Genomic DNA, 16,111 nt, shown 5'->3' on the forward strand with positions numbered 1-16,111 from the left:
TGCCGGAGGGTCCGGCGTGTTGTAATGAAAAGCCCCGCCGCCGCGGGGCCTTTTTTGTTTATTCAGCAGCACGCAGGCGTCCGCGCGGGGCAGGCGGCTGCGGCTCGTCTTCTTTGGCCTCGCCTTCGCTTGTCTCAGGCGCCGCGTCCTCCACCCACTGGATCTCCGTGGTCGGCAGATGGCGGGCCTTTTTGAACAGCTTGGAGTCCTGCGCGATGCGGCTTGAACGGCCGCGGGTAAGGCGGGACAGCATCCGCCCCAGCGATTGCATATAGGTGGAGAACCACACCCGGATTGCCAGCAGCGAGGGGGTCACCACCAGGGTCAGCACGGTGGCGATGCCCAGGCCGAAAACCACGGCGGTGGCCAGCTGTTTCCACCACAGCGCGGTGGGACTGTCGATCGAATAGCCGCCGTTGATGAAGTCGAGGCTGACGCCGAACATCATCGGGGTGAGGCCCGCCATCGTGGTGATGGTGGTCAGCAGCACCGGGCGGATACGCGCCTCGGCGGTACGGATGATCGCCTCGATCCGGGGCATCTTCTGGCTGAACTCCTGATAGGTGTCGATCAGCACGATGTTGTTGTTCACAACGATCCCCGCCAGCGCTACGATGCCGGTGCCGGTCATGATGATCGAGAACGGCTGCTGCATCACCATCATGCCGATCAGCACACCGGTGGTGGAGAGAACCACCGCCAGCAGCACCAGCACCGAGTTGTAGAAGCTGTTGAACTGCGCCAGCAGGATCACGAACATCAGCGCCAGCGCGCCCAGGAAAGCCTTGGACAGGAAGGCGCCGGACTCCTCCTGCTCCTCTTGGTCGCCGGTCCATTCCCAGCTGATGCTGCGCGGCAGCGGCTCGGTTTCCAGCCATTCGGTGATGACGGCGATCCGCTCGTTCGGGTTCACCGGCGCAATTCTGGCTCCGTCCTCCAGCGCTGTTTGCAGGGCGTCAAAGCTTTCGGCGCCGGTCAGCTGCACCAGCTCCAGAGTGCGGCCGTTGGGGGCGGCAATGGTTTCGCCATTTGCTGCCGCGCCCTCTGGAACTTCTTTGAGCAGTGCCAGGCGGGTCTCCTCGCCGGTGTCCGCGTCTTCGATAACAACCTTGCTCAGGCCAGCATCCACATCCGCTTTCACGTCATAGAAACGCTCCTGGCCGATGCGGTTGATCTCTGCCAGTTTCGGCACCGGCTGGCGGGAGACGAAGTTCGACAGCGGCACCAGCCCGTCCGAGGTGCGGACCTTGAGGTTGTCGAGCGTCGACAGCACGCGGTCCTGTTCCGGCAGGCGGACGCGGATCTCGATTTCCTCGTCTGAGCTGTCGACGCGCATGGTGTCCAGCAGAATGCCGCGGGTGACCAGCTGCACCATCGCACCGACGGTCGCCACATCGGCGCCATAGCGGCCGGCCTTTTCCACGTCCACGTTGATTTGCCAGTCGATGCCGGGCAGCGGCAGGCTGTCTTCGATCAGGATCAGGCCGGGCGTGTTCTCAAAGTGCTTCCGTGCTGTCAGGGTTGCGCTTGTCAGATCCTCCCAGCCGTCGCCGCGCAGGCGCAGGTGGACCGGCTTGCCGGTGGCGGGGCCTTGCGCCAGGGCGCGGACCTCTACCTCGAACCCGGGCAGCTTGGCCAGTTCGGCGTTCAGTTCATCCAGGACCGTATTGCCGTCGTATTCCTCGGCGATGATTTCCTTTTCAAAGCCCAGGTATTTGCTCAGCAGCCCGCCGAACCAGCCGTCCAGTGGCTCGCTTTCGGTGGGGCGGTCTTCCCAGGGGATGATCTCAAACTGGACCTGGCCGATGGTGTCCGGCGGCAGCTGCGCGCCGGAGCTGTCGGTGTTGAGGCCGCCGTCGCCGGCAAAGGAGAAGACGTTGATCACCGCGTGGTGCTGCATGATGATGTCTTCGGCGGCGCGGACCATGTCGTCCTTTTCGTGCAGCGAGATGTTGCCGCGGGCGCGGACATAGGCCGAGGCCTGTTCCGGTTCCGAGTCGACGAAGAATTCAACGCCGTAGTTGTTTTCGCTGAAGGTGGCGAAGACCGTCACGATGGCAAAACCTACCGCGCCGACGGTGACCACCGGCATGATCGGGTTGCCGGCAATGAACTTGATCACATGGCCGAACGGCGTGTGGTGGTAGCCGGCGGCGACCTCCTTTTGCTCGCGTTCAATCTTGGCCGCACTGAGGGTGATGGATGCGCCAAAGGCCGCCAGGGCAAAGACCAGCCCGCCGAACAGCACCCCGCCGATACCGCCTGCGCCTTCGCCCAGCAGGTAAGCCGGATTCAGCATCTGCATGGCGCCTGCGAACATACCCCACATCGCCACCGGAACCAGGGCAGCGCGCAGCCACCAGGGGGCGGCCATGCGCAGCGCGCGGGAGGCGCCCTCAAACGTGCGGCTGATGCGGCCGGTGACGCCGCCCATGACCGGCAGATAGATAAGCGCCACCACCAGCGAGGCGGACAGCACGAAGATCATGGTGACCGGCAGCATGCCCATGAATTCCCCGGGCACACCAGGCCAGAACAACAGGGGCAGGAAGGCACAGAGCGTGGTCGCGGTGGAAGACACCACCGGCCAGAACATCCGCTGCGCTGCCTCGACATAAGCGTGCATCGGGCCGGTGCCCTCCTTGATGCGCTTGTCTGCATACTCCACGATCACAATGGCGCCATCGACCAGCATGCCCACGGCCAGGATCAGACCAAACATCACCATGTTGGAAATGGTGACACCCATCAGGGCGAGGAAGGCAAAGCACAGCAGGAAGGAGGTCGGGATCGCAAAGCCCACCAGCAGGGCAGCGCGGCTGCCAAGCGCGGAGAGCACGACGATCATCACCAGCGCGATGGCGGTCAGAACCGAACCTTCGAGCTGGCTGACCATCGAGCCGACCACGCGGCTCTGGTCGTTGGATGTGCCGACCTCAACCGCGGCCTGCAGTTCCGGCGGCCATTTGGACTTGGAGTCCTCCACGGTCGCCTTCACCAGGTCGACGGTGTCGATCAGGTTGTAGCCCTTGCGCTTGACCACCTGCAGGGCGACCGTGTCCTCGCCGTTGAAGCGGGCGGTGCCTTCGCGATCCTCGAAGGTGAAGTTGATCTGCGCCAGCTCGCCCAGGGTAACCACGCGGTCGCCGTTGGTCTTAACCGGCAGCTGGTAGATGTCCTTCACTTCATCGAAAGAAGAAGGGATCTTGACCGAAAACGCGCCTTGGCTGGTCTCGACCTCACCGGCCGCAATCAGCTGATTGTTGTTCTGCACAACAGTGATCAGCTCAAGTGCTGTGACGTTGTAGGCCTCCAGCCGCAGCGGGTCGATCAGCACTTCGACCATCTCGTCGCGGTTGCCTGCAATGCCTGCCTCCAGCACCGCGTCCAGTGCCTCAAGGTCGTCCTGCAAGTCCTTTGCAATGCGCGCCATCGTGCGTTCCGGCACGGCACCGGTCAGGTTCACGATGACAATCGGAAATTCCGAGAAGTTGATCTCGGTGATCGAGTATTTCTCGGCTCCTTCCGGGAACTCTGCCTCCGCCTTGTCCATGGCGTCGCGCACGTCGGCCATGATGGCGGTCTTGTCCCAGCCGAATTCGAACTCAAGCGCCACCCCGGCATAGCCTTCGGCGGCGGTGGACGTCATCTTGTCGAGCCCGTCCAGATCGGCAAGCTCAGTCTCCATCACCTTGACCATCAGGGATTCGGCGTCCTCGGCGGAGATGCCGGGGAAGGGGACCGAGATAAACAGGGCGGGGATCTCGATGTCCGGCTCGCCCTCCTTGGGCAGCATCGAGTACGCAAAGCCGCCGACAAGCAGCGAGATCGCGATGAATGCGAGGACCATCCGGGCGCGGCCGGCAGCCCAGTCGACGATGCCAATCACTGTTCAGTCTCCCGGTAGGTGGCCGCCACGGCGACGCCTTCGGTTACAAAATCCTGACCCACGACGATCACGTCCGCGGTTTCGGGCAGGCCGCCGACCCAAACGCCATCGGCCTCATCCCGCAGGAGCTGCACGGGGTAGAATACCACGGTGCTGTCCCCGCCGACAACGCGCACGCCCAGCTGGCCCTCGTTGTTCAAGGTCAGGGCCGATTGCGGCAGCTTGTGGGCCAGCCGTCCGGCGGAAGAGATTGCGATGTCGGCGGTCTGGCCGTCGCGGATGCTGAGATCCGGGTTCGGCACCGTAATTTCGACCTCAAAAGTGCGGGTGGTGGGATCGGCGGAGCGGCTCAGGAAGGTGACCTTGCCCTGAACCTGCTGGCCGGTGGACAGCTCTGCGCCTGCGGTTGCGCCCAGTTCCACCTTGTTGACCTCCGCCTCTGGCACATAGCCCACCAGCTTGATGGTATCGAGCTGGATCACCGTGCCGCACAGGCTGCCGGGCTGCAGCAGGCTGCCCAGTTCCGCGGTGTCGCTTTCCAGCAGGCCTGCGAAAGGCGCGGTGATCGTCAGCCGCTCCAGTTCCTTCGTCGCGGCGGCAACTGCGGCAATGGCAGTGCGTTCCGCTGCTTCAGATGCGGCCAGCCGGGTTTCCGAGGCATAGCCGCCTTCGGACAGTTTGGAGGAGGCGGTAAGATTGATTTTGGCTTCCTTCAGCCGCGCTTGCGCTTCCTGCAGTGTTGCGTCGCGGGTGCCCGGGTCCAGCTGGCACAGGACATCGCCCTTCTCAACTTGGGCGCCCTTGCGCAGCGGCTCGGAGATCACGGTCGAGGTGGTCTCGGCCCGCACGTCCACCTGGCGGATGGCCTGGGTCTGGCCGCGCAGGATCACTGCGCTGCCGATGGTGCGCGCCTTGCTTTGCAGTGCAACGACGCCCACGCGCGTCTCATCCGCCTGGGCCAGCTCCAGCCCCTCGGTGGTTTCCGCTTCACTCTGGGCAGCGTCAGGGGCATCCTCGCCACGGGCAAAGGCCATCAGGTCGTCACGCTGGATAACCACCATGTAGAGGCTGGCTGTCACCACCACTGCGGTCAGCATCGGGATGATACGCATGTCGGGCCTTTCCTTATTCTTGCCGTCTCCCTGCGCGCTGTGCTCCTGGGCCGCCGGACGGCCGGGCCTGAAAACAAGGGGAGTCGCGCGTATGTGATAGGCCTGATATAGGATATGTCCATTCTAAACTAAGTGGTTTAGTTCACATTTCTTGCTTTTCCGGCCTGAATACCGATGTTTCTGGTGCAAACGGGCCACTTGGCTTGGCGTTTGAGCCGGGGTAAGAGGGGCGCGACGCATTCAATACCGGCAAGGGCGCAGGCCCGGGCCGCGCATATCAGGGGCTTTTCATGAGCGATACCGACAGCTTTATCGATGAGGTGACCGAAGAGGTCCGCCGTGACCGGCTTTTCCTGATGCTCAAACGTTATGGCTGGATTGGCGGCGTGGCTGTGGCGCTGATTGTCGGCGGCGCGGCGTTCCGCGAATACACCAAAGCGCAGGAGCGCGCGGCGGCGGAGGATCTGGGCGACCAGATAACGGCGGCGCTGGAGATTGACGGCAGCGAAGACCAGGCCGCGGCGCTGGCGGCGGTGACGGCCTCGGGCGCTGGCGGCGCCGCGGTCGCCGCGATGCTGGAAGCGGGCGCGCTGGCCGAAGCGGGCAAAACAGCCGAGGCCGTGGCCCGGCTCGAGGCCGTGGCAGTTGATGGCGAGCTGCCGCTGATCTACCGCCATATCGCCAGCTTTAAGGCGCTGTCGCTGCAGGCTGACACCCTGAGCGTGGCGGACCGCCGCCTGCAGTATGAAGCACTTGCCCAGCCCGGCGCGCCGCTGGCACTGCTCGCGTCCGAACAGCTGGCGCTGCTGGACATTGAGGACGGCAACAGCGAGGCCGCGATTGCCCGGCTGCGGGACATTGCAGCCGATGCCGCAGTAAGCGGAGACTTGAAAGACCGGGCATCTCAGGTGATTGTGGCGCTCGGCGGCTCCCTGGAGGGGGACGCTGCGCCAGAGGGGTAAGGCGTTCCGCGGATGGGAACTTGCGGAAGACTACGGCAGACAGGGCAGGGCAATGACAATAACCAAGACTTTCTCCCGGGCACGGGGTCTTCTGTGCACAACTGCAGCTTTGGCCGTGCTGGCCGCTTGCGGGGAAGAGGAAATCATTCTGCGCGGCGAGCGCGAGGATATCCGGCCCGACGCAGCTGTGGAGGTGGTCAACCAGGCCCGTCCCATTTCGCTGCCCGCGCAAGCCGCCAATGCAGAGTGGGCCCAGGGCCATGGTGCTGAGGCGGGCCGCACCGCGCATCCGGCCCTGTCTGCCGCGCCGCAGCGTATCTGGTCTGCCTCAATCGGTGAGGGCGACAGCCGCCGCCAGCGCATCATTGCGACGCCGGTCGTCGGCGGCGGGCGTATCTATACGCTGGACAGCGCCGCGCAGGTTTCTGCGGTCTCGCCGCAGGGCCAAGTCCTGTGGCAGAGCGAACTGATCCCGGCGGTGGATGACGAGGGGCAGGCAACGGGCGGCGGCTTGGCCTATGATAACGGCGTACTGTATATCTCCTCCGGTTTCGGGGTGCTGACCGCTTTGAACGCCGCTGACGGCAGCCTGATCTGGCGTCAGGAACTGGGCGCGACCGGCTCCGGCCAGCCGCGCGTCAGCGGCGGGCTGGTTTATCTGGTGGCGGGCGATGACACCGGCTGGGCTGTAAACGCCAAGAATGGCCGCATTGCCTGGCAGATCGAGGCGTCGCCCTCGGCTGCCAATATCCTGGGCGCGCCGGCACCCGTGGTCACCAGCGACCTTGCAATCTTTGCCTTTGGCTCTGGCGACCTGATCGCCACCTTCCGCCGCGGCGGCCTGCGCCGCTGGAGCGCGTCGGTCGCCGGTCAGCGCACCGGCCAGACCCTGTCGCGGATCAGCGATGTGACCGGGGCGCCGGTGGTGGCGGGCAAGCGGCTTTATGCGGGCAACAACTCTGGCCGGACCGTGGCCATTGACCTGGACACCGGCGACCGTCTGTGGACCGCGCGCGAAGGGGCGTCCGGAACCGCCTGGCCTGCGGGGGGCAGCCTGTTTCAGGTGAGCGACCTCAATCAGCTGCTGCGCCTGGATGCCGGCACTGGCGAGGTGATCTGGGCGGTGGACCTGCCGGGCTTTGTGAAAGACAAGCCGGGCAAGCGCGGGAAGATCTATGTGCATCACGGCCCCGTGCTGGCGGGCGGACAGATCGTTCTGGCCTCCAACGACGGGCTGCTGCGCTTTTTTAACCCGGTCGACGGCCGCCTGACCCGTACAGCCGACGTGCCGGGCGGTGCCACCACCGCGCCGGTGGTTGCGGGGCGTACGCTGTATGTGGTTTCCTCCAACGGTGAATTGCTGGCGTACCGCTGATCCGTGTTTCCGGGTGGCGGAGGCCGTACGAATACGCTATGAGCCGCGTCTGAATCGCAGAAAGCTGGTCTGATGTCCTTTACCCTCGCCATCGTGGGCCGTCCCAATGTGGGCAAGTCCACCCTGTTCAACCGCCTTGTTGGCAAGAAGCTGGCCCTGGTCGATGACCAGCCGGGCGTTACGCGCGACCTGCGCGAGGGCGAGGCACGGCTGGGGGACCTGCGCTTTACGGTGATCGACACTGCGGGTCTGGAAGACGCCACCGACAACTCGCTGGAGGGCCGCATGCGCCGCCTGACCGAGCGGGCGGTGGATATGGCCGACATCTGCCTGTTCATGATCGACGCCCGCACGGGCGTCACCCCGACCGATGAGATCTTTGCCGACATCCTGCGCCGCAAGTCCGCGCATGTGATCCTGGCCGCCAACAAGGCCGAGGGCAACGCCGCCGAGGCGGGCGTGCTGGAGGCCTATGGCCTGGGCCTGGGCGAGCCGCTGCGCCTGTCGGGCGAGCATGGTGAGGGGATGCCGGACCTTTACGGTATTTTGCAGCCGCTGGCGGAGAAGTTCGAGGCCGAGGCCGAAGACCACGCGCCGGTCACCGATGTCGAGGTCTATGAAGAGATCGGCGAGGACGAGGAAGAGGTCATTCCGGTTCCGACCGATGCCAAGCCCTTGCAGGTGGCGGTGGTGGGCCGCCCGAACGCGGGCAAGTCGACGCTGATTAACAAAATCCTGGGCGAGGAGCGGCTGCTGACCGGGCCTGAAGCCGGGATTACCCGCGATGCGATCTCGCTGAAGATCAACTGGAAAGACGTACCGATGCGGGTGTTTGATACCGCCGGCATGCGCAAGAAAGCTAAAGTGCAGGAGAAGCTGGAGAAGCTCTCTGTCTCCGATGGCCTGCGCGCGGTGAAATTCGCCGAGGTCGTGGTGGTTCTGCTGGATGCCAGCATCCCGTTTGAACAGCAGGACCTTCGGATCGCCGACCTGGCGGAGCGCGAGGGGCGCGCGGTTGTGGTGGCGGTCAACAAATGGGACGCCGAGGAGCACAAGCAGGAAAAGCTGCGCGACCTCAAGGAGGCCTTCGGCCGCCTGCTGCCGCAGCTGCGCGGCGCGCCGCTGGTGACGGTTTCCGCTAAGACCGGTAAGGGTCTGGACCGGCTGCATGAGGCGATCATGCGCGCCTATGGCACCTGGAACCGCCGCGTTCCCACGGCGGCGCTGAACCGCTGGCTGGTTGGCATGCTGGAGCAGCACCCGCCGCCAGCCCCGCAGGGCAAACGGATCAAGCTGCGCTACATGACCCAGGCCAAGAGCCGCCCGCCAGGGTTTGTGGTGATGTGCTCGCATCCCGACAAGCTGCCGGACAGCTATACCCGCTATCTGGTCAACGGGCTGCGCGAGGATTTCGACATGCCCGGCACGCCGATCCGCCTGTATATGCGCGGTCAGGGGGACAAGAACCCCTACAAAGGCAAGCGGGCCAAGAATGCGGGCGCGCTGGCCAAGCACCTGAACAAGCGCGGCAGCTGAACCGCCGGGGCGGGGGCGCTCCCGCCCGGCCTGCGGCATTCACAGAATACCTTGGCCCGTTGGGCCCGGCGCTGCCCTGACGGGCGGCGTTTTTTTGCGTCGTGCGAAACGTCGCCCTTTCGCCTGTCCCGGCCCGGGGCAGCGGACGGTCTTCCCATTCTGGTGGCGGCTTGCTAACCTTTAGGTTGCGCATCTTGCAAAGCGGCAGCCTTGTCTTTGAGGCTGGCGGGATTATCTGAGATTCTACCTTGGACAGCGTGTGTGTTTCGCACGCCTGTCACGAAACGATTTTATGGACGTTTTCATGGATCTGAGGGCACATACGCGAAAGTTCATCGAGAAGGATAACAGGCTGGCCGCGGTCAGCTATTTCGGGACATTTGCGGTTTATTTTCTGTCGCTTTACCTGGCCATCGTCCATGCGGACCGCTGGTATGTGCTGCTGCCCGCGGGCGTGGTCTTTGCCTTTGCCGCGGTGCGCCTCTATGTGCTGCAGCATGACACCGGGCACCACTCGTTGTTTGAGACCCGCCTGCAGAACGAGATCGCGGGCCATGTGCTGTCGCCCTTCACCTTTGCGCCGTTCGAGGTGATGAAGCAGAACCACAACCTGCACCATTCCAACATCGGCAACCTGGAGCACCGCGAAACCGGTGAGATCCACACGATGACGGTGCGGGAGTGGAAGGCGGCCGGGTTCTGGGAGCGGCTGGGCTACCGGCTTTACCGCAACCCGTTTGTGCTGGTGCCGCTGGGCTCTGCCTTTACCTATTTCATCCGCTACCGCTGGCCCAAGAACACGGTCCGCTTTGGGGCTTGGGGGGTGATTCTGCACAATCTGGTGATCGTGGCGATGCTGGCGCTTCTGTACCGGGTTGCGGGGATGACCGGCATCTGGGTGTGGCTGGCGTTCTCCTTCCTCGGCGGCATGATCGGGGTGTTCCTGGTCTACCTGCAGCATAATTTCGAGGACACCTACTGGGACCGCCGCCCGGACCTGAACCCGCAGGTGGCGGCGCTGCAGGGCTCCTCATGCCTGGATTTCGGATGGTTCTTCGACATGGCAGTGGCGAATATCACCTTGCACGACATCCACCATTACAATGCCCGCATTCCGTCCTACCGGCTGCGCCAGTGCCATTACAGCCTGCCGCCGGAATTGGGGCTGCGCCGGATCAAGTTCCCGGAGGCGGTGCGCGCTTTGACGCTAAAGCTTTGGGATGAAGAGAAAAAATGCCTCGTGCCCTTTCCTGCCTAAGCTGTTTCGTGCAAGTCTGAAACGATTAAAGGTTCGAATGATTTGAGAGATCGGCGAAGGGCGCGGACATGACACCAATTCACAAACTGCGCGGGGTTGGGCCGGCGCTGGCCAAGGTGCTGCAGGAAAACGGCATTCAAACCGCCGAAGACCTGGCCGCGGCGAATGAGTCCAGGCTGCGCAGCATTCCTGGCATTGGTGCTAACCGTGCGGCGGCGCTGAGAGCGCTTGCAACGGAAGCGGCAGGTGCAGAGACGCCGGATGGCCCGGCTGGGTCAGGCGGCGCGCCGGTGAAGGGGGAGCTTGCCGGAAAGGCTGCGGAGCCGCAGGCGCAGATTTCGCAGGAAGAGATGGACAGGAAACTGGCCGAAGCTGAAGCAGCCCGCAAGGCCGCGGAGGATAAGGCGGCCAAGGCCAAGGCCAAAGCCGCAAAGGCCAAGCGCAAGGCTGCCAATCTGGCGGAGGAATTTGCTGCGGCCAAGATCAAGGCCAAGCAAAAGGCCAAGAAGATGAAAGCCAAGGCCAAGAAAGCCATCGAAAAAGAGAAGGCCAAGGCGCAAGCGATTTTGGACGGGAAGACTGCGGAGAAAAAGAAGAAAAAGGCGAAGAAGTAGTGTCAAGCCTTTGAGTGTAAAGAAAAACCGGCGCCGTATGGCGCCGGTTTGTTTTTGTCTGGCTGGGGTGGATCAGACCAGATCGCCGTCAGCGGTCAGGGTCAGCTTACCGCCCAAATATGGCGCCAGAACTTCCGGCAGCTTGACCGATCCATCCGCCTGCTGGCCGTTTTCCAGCACCGCGATAAGGCAGCGCCCGACGGCCAGGCCGGAGCCGTTCAGCGTGTGCACGAACTGCGGCTTGCCGCCGTCGGCAGGCTTGAAGCGCGCGTTCATCCGGCGGGCCTGGAAATCGCCGCAGACCGAGACCGAGGAGATCTCGCGGTAGGTGTTCTGGCCGGGCACCCAGACCTCGATATCGTGGGTCTTGCGGGCGCCAAAGCCCATGTCGCCGGTGCACAGCACAATGGTGCGATAGGGCAGGCCCAGACGCTCCAGAATGTTCTCGGCGCAGCGGGTCATGCGCTCATGCTCCTCGACGCTTTTGTCGGGGTGGGTGACCGAGACCATCTCGACCTTTTCGAACTGATGCTGGCGCAGCATGCCCGCGGTGTCCTTGCCGGCCGAACCGGCCTCGGAGCGGAAGCACTGGGTGTGCGCCACATAGCGGCGCGGCAGGTAGCCTTCCTCGACCGTCAGGCCGTTGACGATGTTGGTCAGCGTGACCTCAGCCGTCGGCACCAGCCACCAGCCATCGGTGGTCTTGTAGCTGTCCTCGCCGAACTTGGGCAGCTGGCCGGTGCCGTACATCATTTCTTCGCGCACCAGAACCGGGGTCCAGGTCTCGGTCAGGCCGTTCTCGTCAACATGGGTGTTGATCATGAACTGCGCCAGAGCGCGGTGGATGCGGGCGACCGCGCCGGACAGCACAACGAAGCGGCTGCCCGACAGCTTGGCCGCGACCTCGAAATCCATGCCGGGCTTCACGCCTTCGATTTCGAAATGCTCCTTGGCCTCGAATTCCAGCGCCTTGGGCTCGCCCCAGCGGCGGATTTCGACGTTGTCGTCTTCATCCTCGCCCAGCGGCACATCTTCGAATGCAAGGTTCGGAATGGTGCCGAGCATGTCGGTCAGCTGCTGGTCCAGTTCCTTGGCCTCGGTGTTCATGGCCGCCACTTCGGCCTTCTTCTCGGCCACCAGGGCGCGCAGACGCTCAAACTCGGCCTCATCGCCGCGGCCCTTGGCAGCGCCGACTTCCTTGGAGGCCTTGTTCTGCTCAGCCTGAGCGGTTTCCGCAGCCAGGATCTTGGCGCGGCGCGCCTCATCCAGCGCCAGGATCTCGGATGACACGCCCGCATCCCCGCGCCGCGCCACAGCGGCGTCGAATGCGGCAGGGTTTTCGCGGATAGCGCGGATGTCATGCATGAGAGTCTCTCCTAGCGTTGAATGATATTTGAATCAGTAGGCCCATCCTATGACGCAAGGGTGAACAAAGGGGAAGAGGGGCGAACGGTCTGCGTGCAGGTTGGGGATTCCGGGCACAGCCCCAGCCACGCAGTCTTCACCGGGAAAGCCCCTTGGACAGGCCGTTGAGGGCAATCCTGCAACGGCGTTTTGCGCTCGCGCTTTTGCGCCGCGTGAGCCTTGCGCTCCATCCACCCAGCGCATAGGTTCCGCTGCAAATTTCCGGCGTGACACCCATGCCGCTTTGACAGAAGGAATATCCCATGGACGGTGGCGCAGTCGCCCAATTTCTCCCGCTTATCCTGATCTTCGCGATCATGTACTTCCTGCTGATCCGCCCGCAGCAGAAGAAGATGAAACAGCATCAGGCGATGGTGGACGGCCTGCGCCGCGGCGATCAGGTGGTGACCCAAGGCGGCGTTATCGGCAAGGTGGCCAAGGTCAAGGAAGACGGCGAGATCGAAGTGGAGATCGCCGAGGGCGTCAAGGTGCGCGTGGTCAAGGCGACCATTGCCCAGGTTCTGAACAAGACCGAGCCGGCAGCCTGATCGCCCTTCGCAACTATCTGAAAAGGCAGGGCAATGCTGCAAATTGATCTCTGGAAGAGGGTGCTGATCTGGCTGGTATGCGCAGCTGGATTGATGCTTGCCCTGCCAAACGGTTTTTACACCCGCGTCGAACAGGCCAATGACGCGGCCGCCGACATCATCGCCAAGGGCGAGACGCCGGAACGGCTGGAAACGGCAGGCCAGTGGCCGTCCTTCCTGCCGTCGGGCCTGGTGAACCTGGGCCTCGACCTGCGGGGCGGTGCGCATCTGCTGGCCGAGGTGCAGGTTGAAGACGTTTATGAAGCACGGATGGACGCGCTGTGGCCGGAGGTGCGTGATGCACTGCGGCCCGAGCGCAGCACCGTCGGCACCTTCCGCCGTCAGCCGGGGCCTGCGGATGAGATTCGCCTGAAGCTCTCCAAGCCCGATGGCATGGCCCGTGCGCTGGAAGTGGTGCGCGGCCTGGCCAACCCGATCACCACGCTGACTGGCGTCGGCGCAAATGATATCGAGGTTTCGGCCGAAGGCGATATCCTGGTGGTGCGCCTGAGCGAGGCGGAAAAGGTCGCCACCGATGACCGCACCGTGCGCCAGGCGCTGGAGATCGTGCGCCGCCGGATCGACGAAGTAGGCACCCGCGAGCCGACCATTCAGCGCCAGGGCGCTGACCGGATCCTTATTCAGGTGCCGGGCATCGGGTCCGCGTCTGAACTCAAGGCGATCATCGGCACCACCGCGCAGCTGACCTTCAACCCGGTTGTGGGCCGCGGCAGTGATCCGGACGCCGCCCCCGGCATCGGCAACAAGGTGATCCCGTCACTGGATGAGCAAGGCGCCTACTACACCATCGAGGCCGCGGCTGTTGTGACCGGCGAAGACCTGGTGGATGCGCAGCCCTCGTTCGACCAGAACGGGCGGCCTGCGGTGACTTTCCGCTTCAACACCTCCGGCGCGCGGCGGTTCGGCGACTACACCGCTGAAAACATCGGCTCGCCCTTTGCGATCGTGCTGGATGACGAGGTGGTGTCCGCCCCGGTGATCCAGTCTCACATCCCGGGCGGTTCCGGCATCATCACCGGCAACTTCACCATCGAGGAAAGCACCAACCTTGCGGTTCTGCTGCGCGCAGGCGCGCTGCCCGCGGGGCTGGAGTTCCTGGAAGAGCGCACCATCGGCCCCGAGCTGGGCCAGGACAGCATCGACGCGGGTAAGGTGGCGACTGCCGTGGCCTTCGTTGCTGTGCTTGTCTACATGGTCGGCAGTTACGGAATGTTCGGCATGTTTGCCAACGTGGCGCTGGTGCTGAACATCGCGCTGATCTTTGGCATGCTGAGCCTCATCGGCGGCACCCTGACACTGCCGGGCATTGCGGGTATTGTTCTGACGGTTGGTATGGCGGTGGACGCCAACGTGCTGGTTTTCGAGCGTATCCGCGAAGAGCTTAAGTCCGGCCGCGGCCCGGCCAAGGCCATCGACGAAGGCTACTCTAAGGCGCTGAGCGCCATCCTTGACGCCAACATCACCACCTTCATCACCGCGGTGATCCTGTTCGCGATGGGCTCCGGCCCGGTGCGCGGCTTTGCGATCACCCTGGGGCTGGGCATCATGACCTCGGTTTTCACCGCGATCTTTGTCACCCGCCTGATGATCGTCATGTGGTTTGAACGGCGCCGTCCGAAAACGATTGAGGTGTAAGATGCGGCTGAGACTTGTTCCCCAGGAAACCTCTTTCGATTTCTTCAAGCGCGCCAAGCTGTGGCTGGGCATCTCCGCCCTGATGATGGTGGTGGGTTTTGCCTCCTTTATGTGGCAAGGGCTGAACTTCGGTATCGACTTCCGCGGCGGCACCACCATCCGGACCGAGGCCACTGAATCCGTGGATGTCGGCGCCTACCGCGATGCGCTGGCAGTGCATGAACTGGGTGACGTGTCGATCACCGAGGTGTTCGACCCGGCCTTTGAGGAAAACCAGCACGTTGCCATGATCCGCATTCAGGCTCAGGACGACGGCGAGGCGATCTCGGGTGAGATGATCGAAACGCTGAAAGCCTCGCTGGAAGGCGTGGCGCCAGGCATCAAGTTTGTGTCGGTCGAATCCGTGGGCCCCAAGGTCTCGGGTGAGCTGATCCAGACCGCGGTGATTGCCGTTGTGCTCGCCATTGCGGCGGTGCTGGTCTACATCTGGCTGCGGTTCGAATGGCAATTCGCGCTCGGCGCAGTGGCGGCGCTGGTGCATGATGTGGTGCTGACCATCGGCGTCTTCTCGGAGCTTCAGATCAAGTTCGACCTGGCGATCATCGCGGCGCTGCTGACGATCGTTGGTTATTCGCTGAACGATACCGTGGTTGTCTTTGACCGGGTGCGCGAGAACCTGCGACGCTACAAGAAGAAAGACCTGGCCGAGGTTCTGAACATCTCGATCAACGAAACCCTAAGTCGGACGATGATGACCTCTGTCACCACTTTGCTGGCGCTGGTTTCGCTGTATGTGCTGGGCGGCGACGTGATCCGCGGCTTTGTGTTTGCGATGATCTGGGGTGTTCTGGTCGGGACCTATTCGTCCGTGTTCGTTGCCTCCACCATCCTGCTTAAGCTGGGAGTGAAGCGCGATTGGTCGAAGCAGGCGAATACCGCCGGCAACCAGTTCGGCAACATTGATGCTTGAGGCCTTTCAGGCAGCCCTGCAAACGCCGGGGCTGTTCTGGCTGCTGGTCACCATCGGAGCCGCGGGTCTAGTCCGCGGCTTCACTGGTTTTGGCACCGCGATGATCTTTGTCCCCGTCGGGGCGCAGTTCCTGCCGTCGGCGGATGTAGTGTTCCTGATGGTGCTGATGGGGGTGTTCTCCACCATCACTCTATTCCCGCAGGCCTGGAGCAAGGCCGACAGGGCAGAGGTCGGGGCGTTGTCCATGGCCGCCGCTGTGACCGTGCCTGTTGGTTTGTGGATCATGTCACAGATGGATCCGCTGACCCTGCGCTGGGTTGCGGCCGGGGTGATCGGCGTAACACTGGCCGCCGTGATCTCCGGCTGGCGCTGGCAGGGCAAACTCGGCTGGCCGGGCCGGTTCGCCATTGGCGGCGCGGCGGGCATCGTTGGCGGAATGACCGGTCTGACGGGACCGGTGATCATCGTCTTCTACCTGGCCAACGTGCGCGACGTGGCGCGGGTCAGGGCCAATACCATCGTGTTCCTGGCGGCGCTGGATGTGGTGATCGCGGTCAACCTGATCTTTGGCGGCATGGCCAGCCTCAAAGCGTTCATTCTGGCCGCGCTGCTGGGCGTGCCTTACGTGATCACCACGTTGACCGGCAAGGCCCTGTTTGATCCCAAACTGGAAAAGCTCTACCGCTTCGCCTCCTATTCCGTGATTGCGCTGGCCGTGTTATCCAGCCTCCCGGTATTTGACTGAAAG

12 protein-coding genes are annotated in these 16,111 nt (G+C 63.5%); 9 read left to right on the forward strand and 3 right to left on the reverse strand.

The annotated features are described in order from the left end of the window. Window positions 1-58: 58 nt before the first annotated feature. Window positions 59-3,889: an efflux RND transporter permease subunit gene (locus tag AC5STI_RS03230; RefSeq protein ID WP_495445559.1), complete on the reverse strand. Its 3,831-nt coding sequence runs from the start codon at window positions 3,887-3,889 to the stop codon at window positions 59-61. Then, window positions 3,886-5,001: an efflux RND transporter periplasmic adaptor subunit gene (locus AC5STI_RS03235; protein ID WP_475051626.1), complete on the reverse strand. Its 1,116-nt coding sequence runs from the start codon at window positions 4,999-5,001 to the stop codon at window positions 3,886-3,888. The genes AC5STI_RS03230 and AC5STI_RS03235 overlap by 4 nt, the downstream gene beginning before the upstream one ends. Window positions 5,002-5,291: 290 nt before the next feature. On the opposite strand from AC5STI_RS03235, the gene AC5STI_RS03240 reads away from it, so the two are divergent. The 5 genes from AC5STI_RS03240 (at window position 5,292) to AC5STI_RS03260 (ending at window position 10,746) form a co-directional block, all read left to right on the forward strand. Then, a complete protein-coding gene (locus AC5STI_RS03240; protein ID WP_495445560.1) occupies window positions 5,292-5,963 on the forward strand; it encodes a hypothetical protein in 672 nt (223 codons plus the stop codon). A gap of 52 nt (window positions 5,964-6,015) precedes the next feature. After that, window positions 6,016-7,338, forward strand: coding sequence for a PQQ-like beta-propeller repeat protein (locus AC5STI_RS03245; protein WP_475051629.1), 1,323 nt, complete (start codon window positions 6,016-6,018; stop codon window positions 7,336-7,338). 72 nt (window positions 7,339-7,410) lie between these two features. Next, on the forward strand, window positions 7,411-8,874 hold the full coding sequence (der, locus tag AC5STI_RS03250; protein WP_490397603.1) for a ribosome biogenesis GTPase Der: 1,464 nt from the start codon (window positions 7,411-7,413) through the stop codon (window positions 8,872-8,874). Window positions 8,875-9,178: 304 nt separating this feature from the next. Then, on the forward strand, window positions 9,179-10,132 hold the full coding sequence (locus tag AC5STI_RS03255; protein ID WP_475051633.1) for a fatty acid desaturase: 954 nt from the start codon (window positions 9,179-9,181) through the stop codon (window positions 10,130-10,132). 68 nt (window positions 10,133-10,200) lie between these two features. Then, complete coding sequence (locus AC5STI_RS03260; RefSeq protein WP_495445561.1) at window positions 10,201-10,746, forward strand: helix-hairpin-helix domain-containing protein; 546 nt, start codon at window positions 10,201-10,203, stop codon at window positions 10,744-10,746. A gap of 72 nt (window positions 10,747-10,818) precedes the next feature. Here the strand turns inward: AC5STI_RS03260 and serS are convergent, their stop codons facing one another. Beyond that, entirely contained in the window at window positions 10,819-12,111 is a 1,293-nt protein-coding gene (gene serS, locus AC5STI_RS03265) for a serine--tRNA ligase (RefSeq protein WP_490397600.1), read from the reverse strand. 302 nt (window positions 12,112-12,413) lie between these two features. Here serS and yajC point away from each other — a divergent pair, with 302 nt between their 5' ends. From yajC to AC5STI_RS03285, 4 genes are read left to right on the forward strand one after another with little or no spacing between them, the layout of a single operon-like run. After that, a complete protein-coding gene (yajC, locus tag AC5STI_RS03270; protein WP_008556864.1) occupies window positions 12,414-12,698 on the forward strand; it encodes a preprotein translocase subunit YajC in 285 nt (94 codons plus the stop codon). Window positions 12,699-12,731: 33 nt separating this feature from the next. Continuing rightward, a complete protein-coding gene (gene secD / locus AC5STI_RS03275; protein ID WP_495445562.1) occupies window positions 12,732-14,393 on the forward strand; it encodes a protein translocase subunit SecD in 1,662 nt (553 codons plus the stop codon). Between the two features lies 1 nt (window position 14,394). Next, window positions 14,395-15,363, forward strand: a complete 969-nt coding sequence (secF, locus tag AC5STI_RS03280) for a protein translocase subunit SecF (RefSeq protein WP_495445563.1) — start codon at window positions 14,395-14,397, stop codon at window positions 15,361-15,363. Further along, entirely contained in the window at window positions 15,356-16,108 is a 753-nt protein-coding gene (locus tag AC5STI_RS03285; RefSeq protein WP_475051643.1) for a TSUP family transporter, read from the forward strand. The genes secF and AC5STI_RS03285 overlap by 8 nt, the downstream gene beginning before the upstream one ends. Window positions 16,109-16,111: the final 3 nt, after the last annotated feature.

The sequence above is a fragment of the Leisingera sp. CC-HEC096 genome, from assembly GCF_059429235.1.

Excerpts from the sequence above, each read along its gene's own strand:
- AC5STI_RS03235 (WP_475051626.1), bottom strand. The coding sequence starts at position 5,001 with ATGCGTATCATCCCGATGCTGACCGCAGTGGTGGTGACAGCCAGCCTC.
- AC5STI_RS03240 (WP_495445560.1), top strand. The coding sequence starts at position 5,292 with ATGAGCGATACCGACAGCTTTATCGATGAGGTGACCGAAGAGGTCCGC.
- AC5STI_RS03245 (WP_475051629.1), top strand. The coding sequence starts at position 6,016 with ATGACAATAACCAAGACTTTCTCCCGGGCACGGGGTCTTCTGTGCACA.
- der (WP_490397603.1), top strand. The coding sequence starts at position 7,411 with ATGTCCTTTACCCTCGCCATCGTGGGCCGTCCCAATGTGGGCAAGTCC.
- AC5STI_RS03255 (WP_475051633.1), top strand. The coding sequence starts at position 9,179 with ATGGATCTGAGGGCACATACGCGAAAGTTCATCGAGAAGGATAACAGG.
- AC5STI_RS03260 (WP_495445561.1), top strand. The coding sequence starts at position 10,201 with ATGACACCAATTCACAAACTGCGCGGGGTTGGGCCGGCGCTGGCCAAG.
- serS (WP_490397600.1), bottom strand. The coding sequence starts at position 12,111 with ATGCATGACATCCGCGCTATCCGCGAAAACCCTGCCGCATTCGACGCC.
- yajC (WP_008556864.1), top strand. The coding sequence starts at position 12,414 with ATGGACGGTGGCGCAGTCGCCCAATTTCTCCCGCTTATCCTGATCTTC.
- secD (WP_495445562.1), top strand. The coding sequence starts at position 12,732 with ATGCTGCAAATTGATCTCTGGAAGAGGGTGCTGATCTGGCTGGTATGC.
- secF (WP_495445563.1), top strand. The coding sequence starts at position 14,395 with ATGCGGCTGAGACTTGTTCCCCAGGAAACCTCTTTCGATTTCTTCAAG.
- AC5STI_RS03285 (WP_475051643.1), top strand. The coding sequence starts at position 15,356 with ATGCTTGAGGCCTTTCAGGCAGCCCTGCAAACGCCGGGGCTGTTCTGG.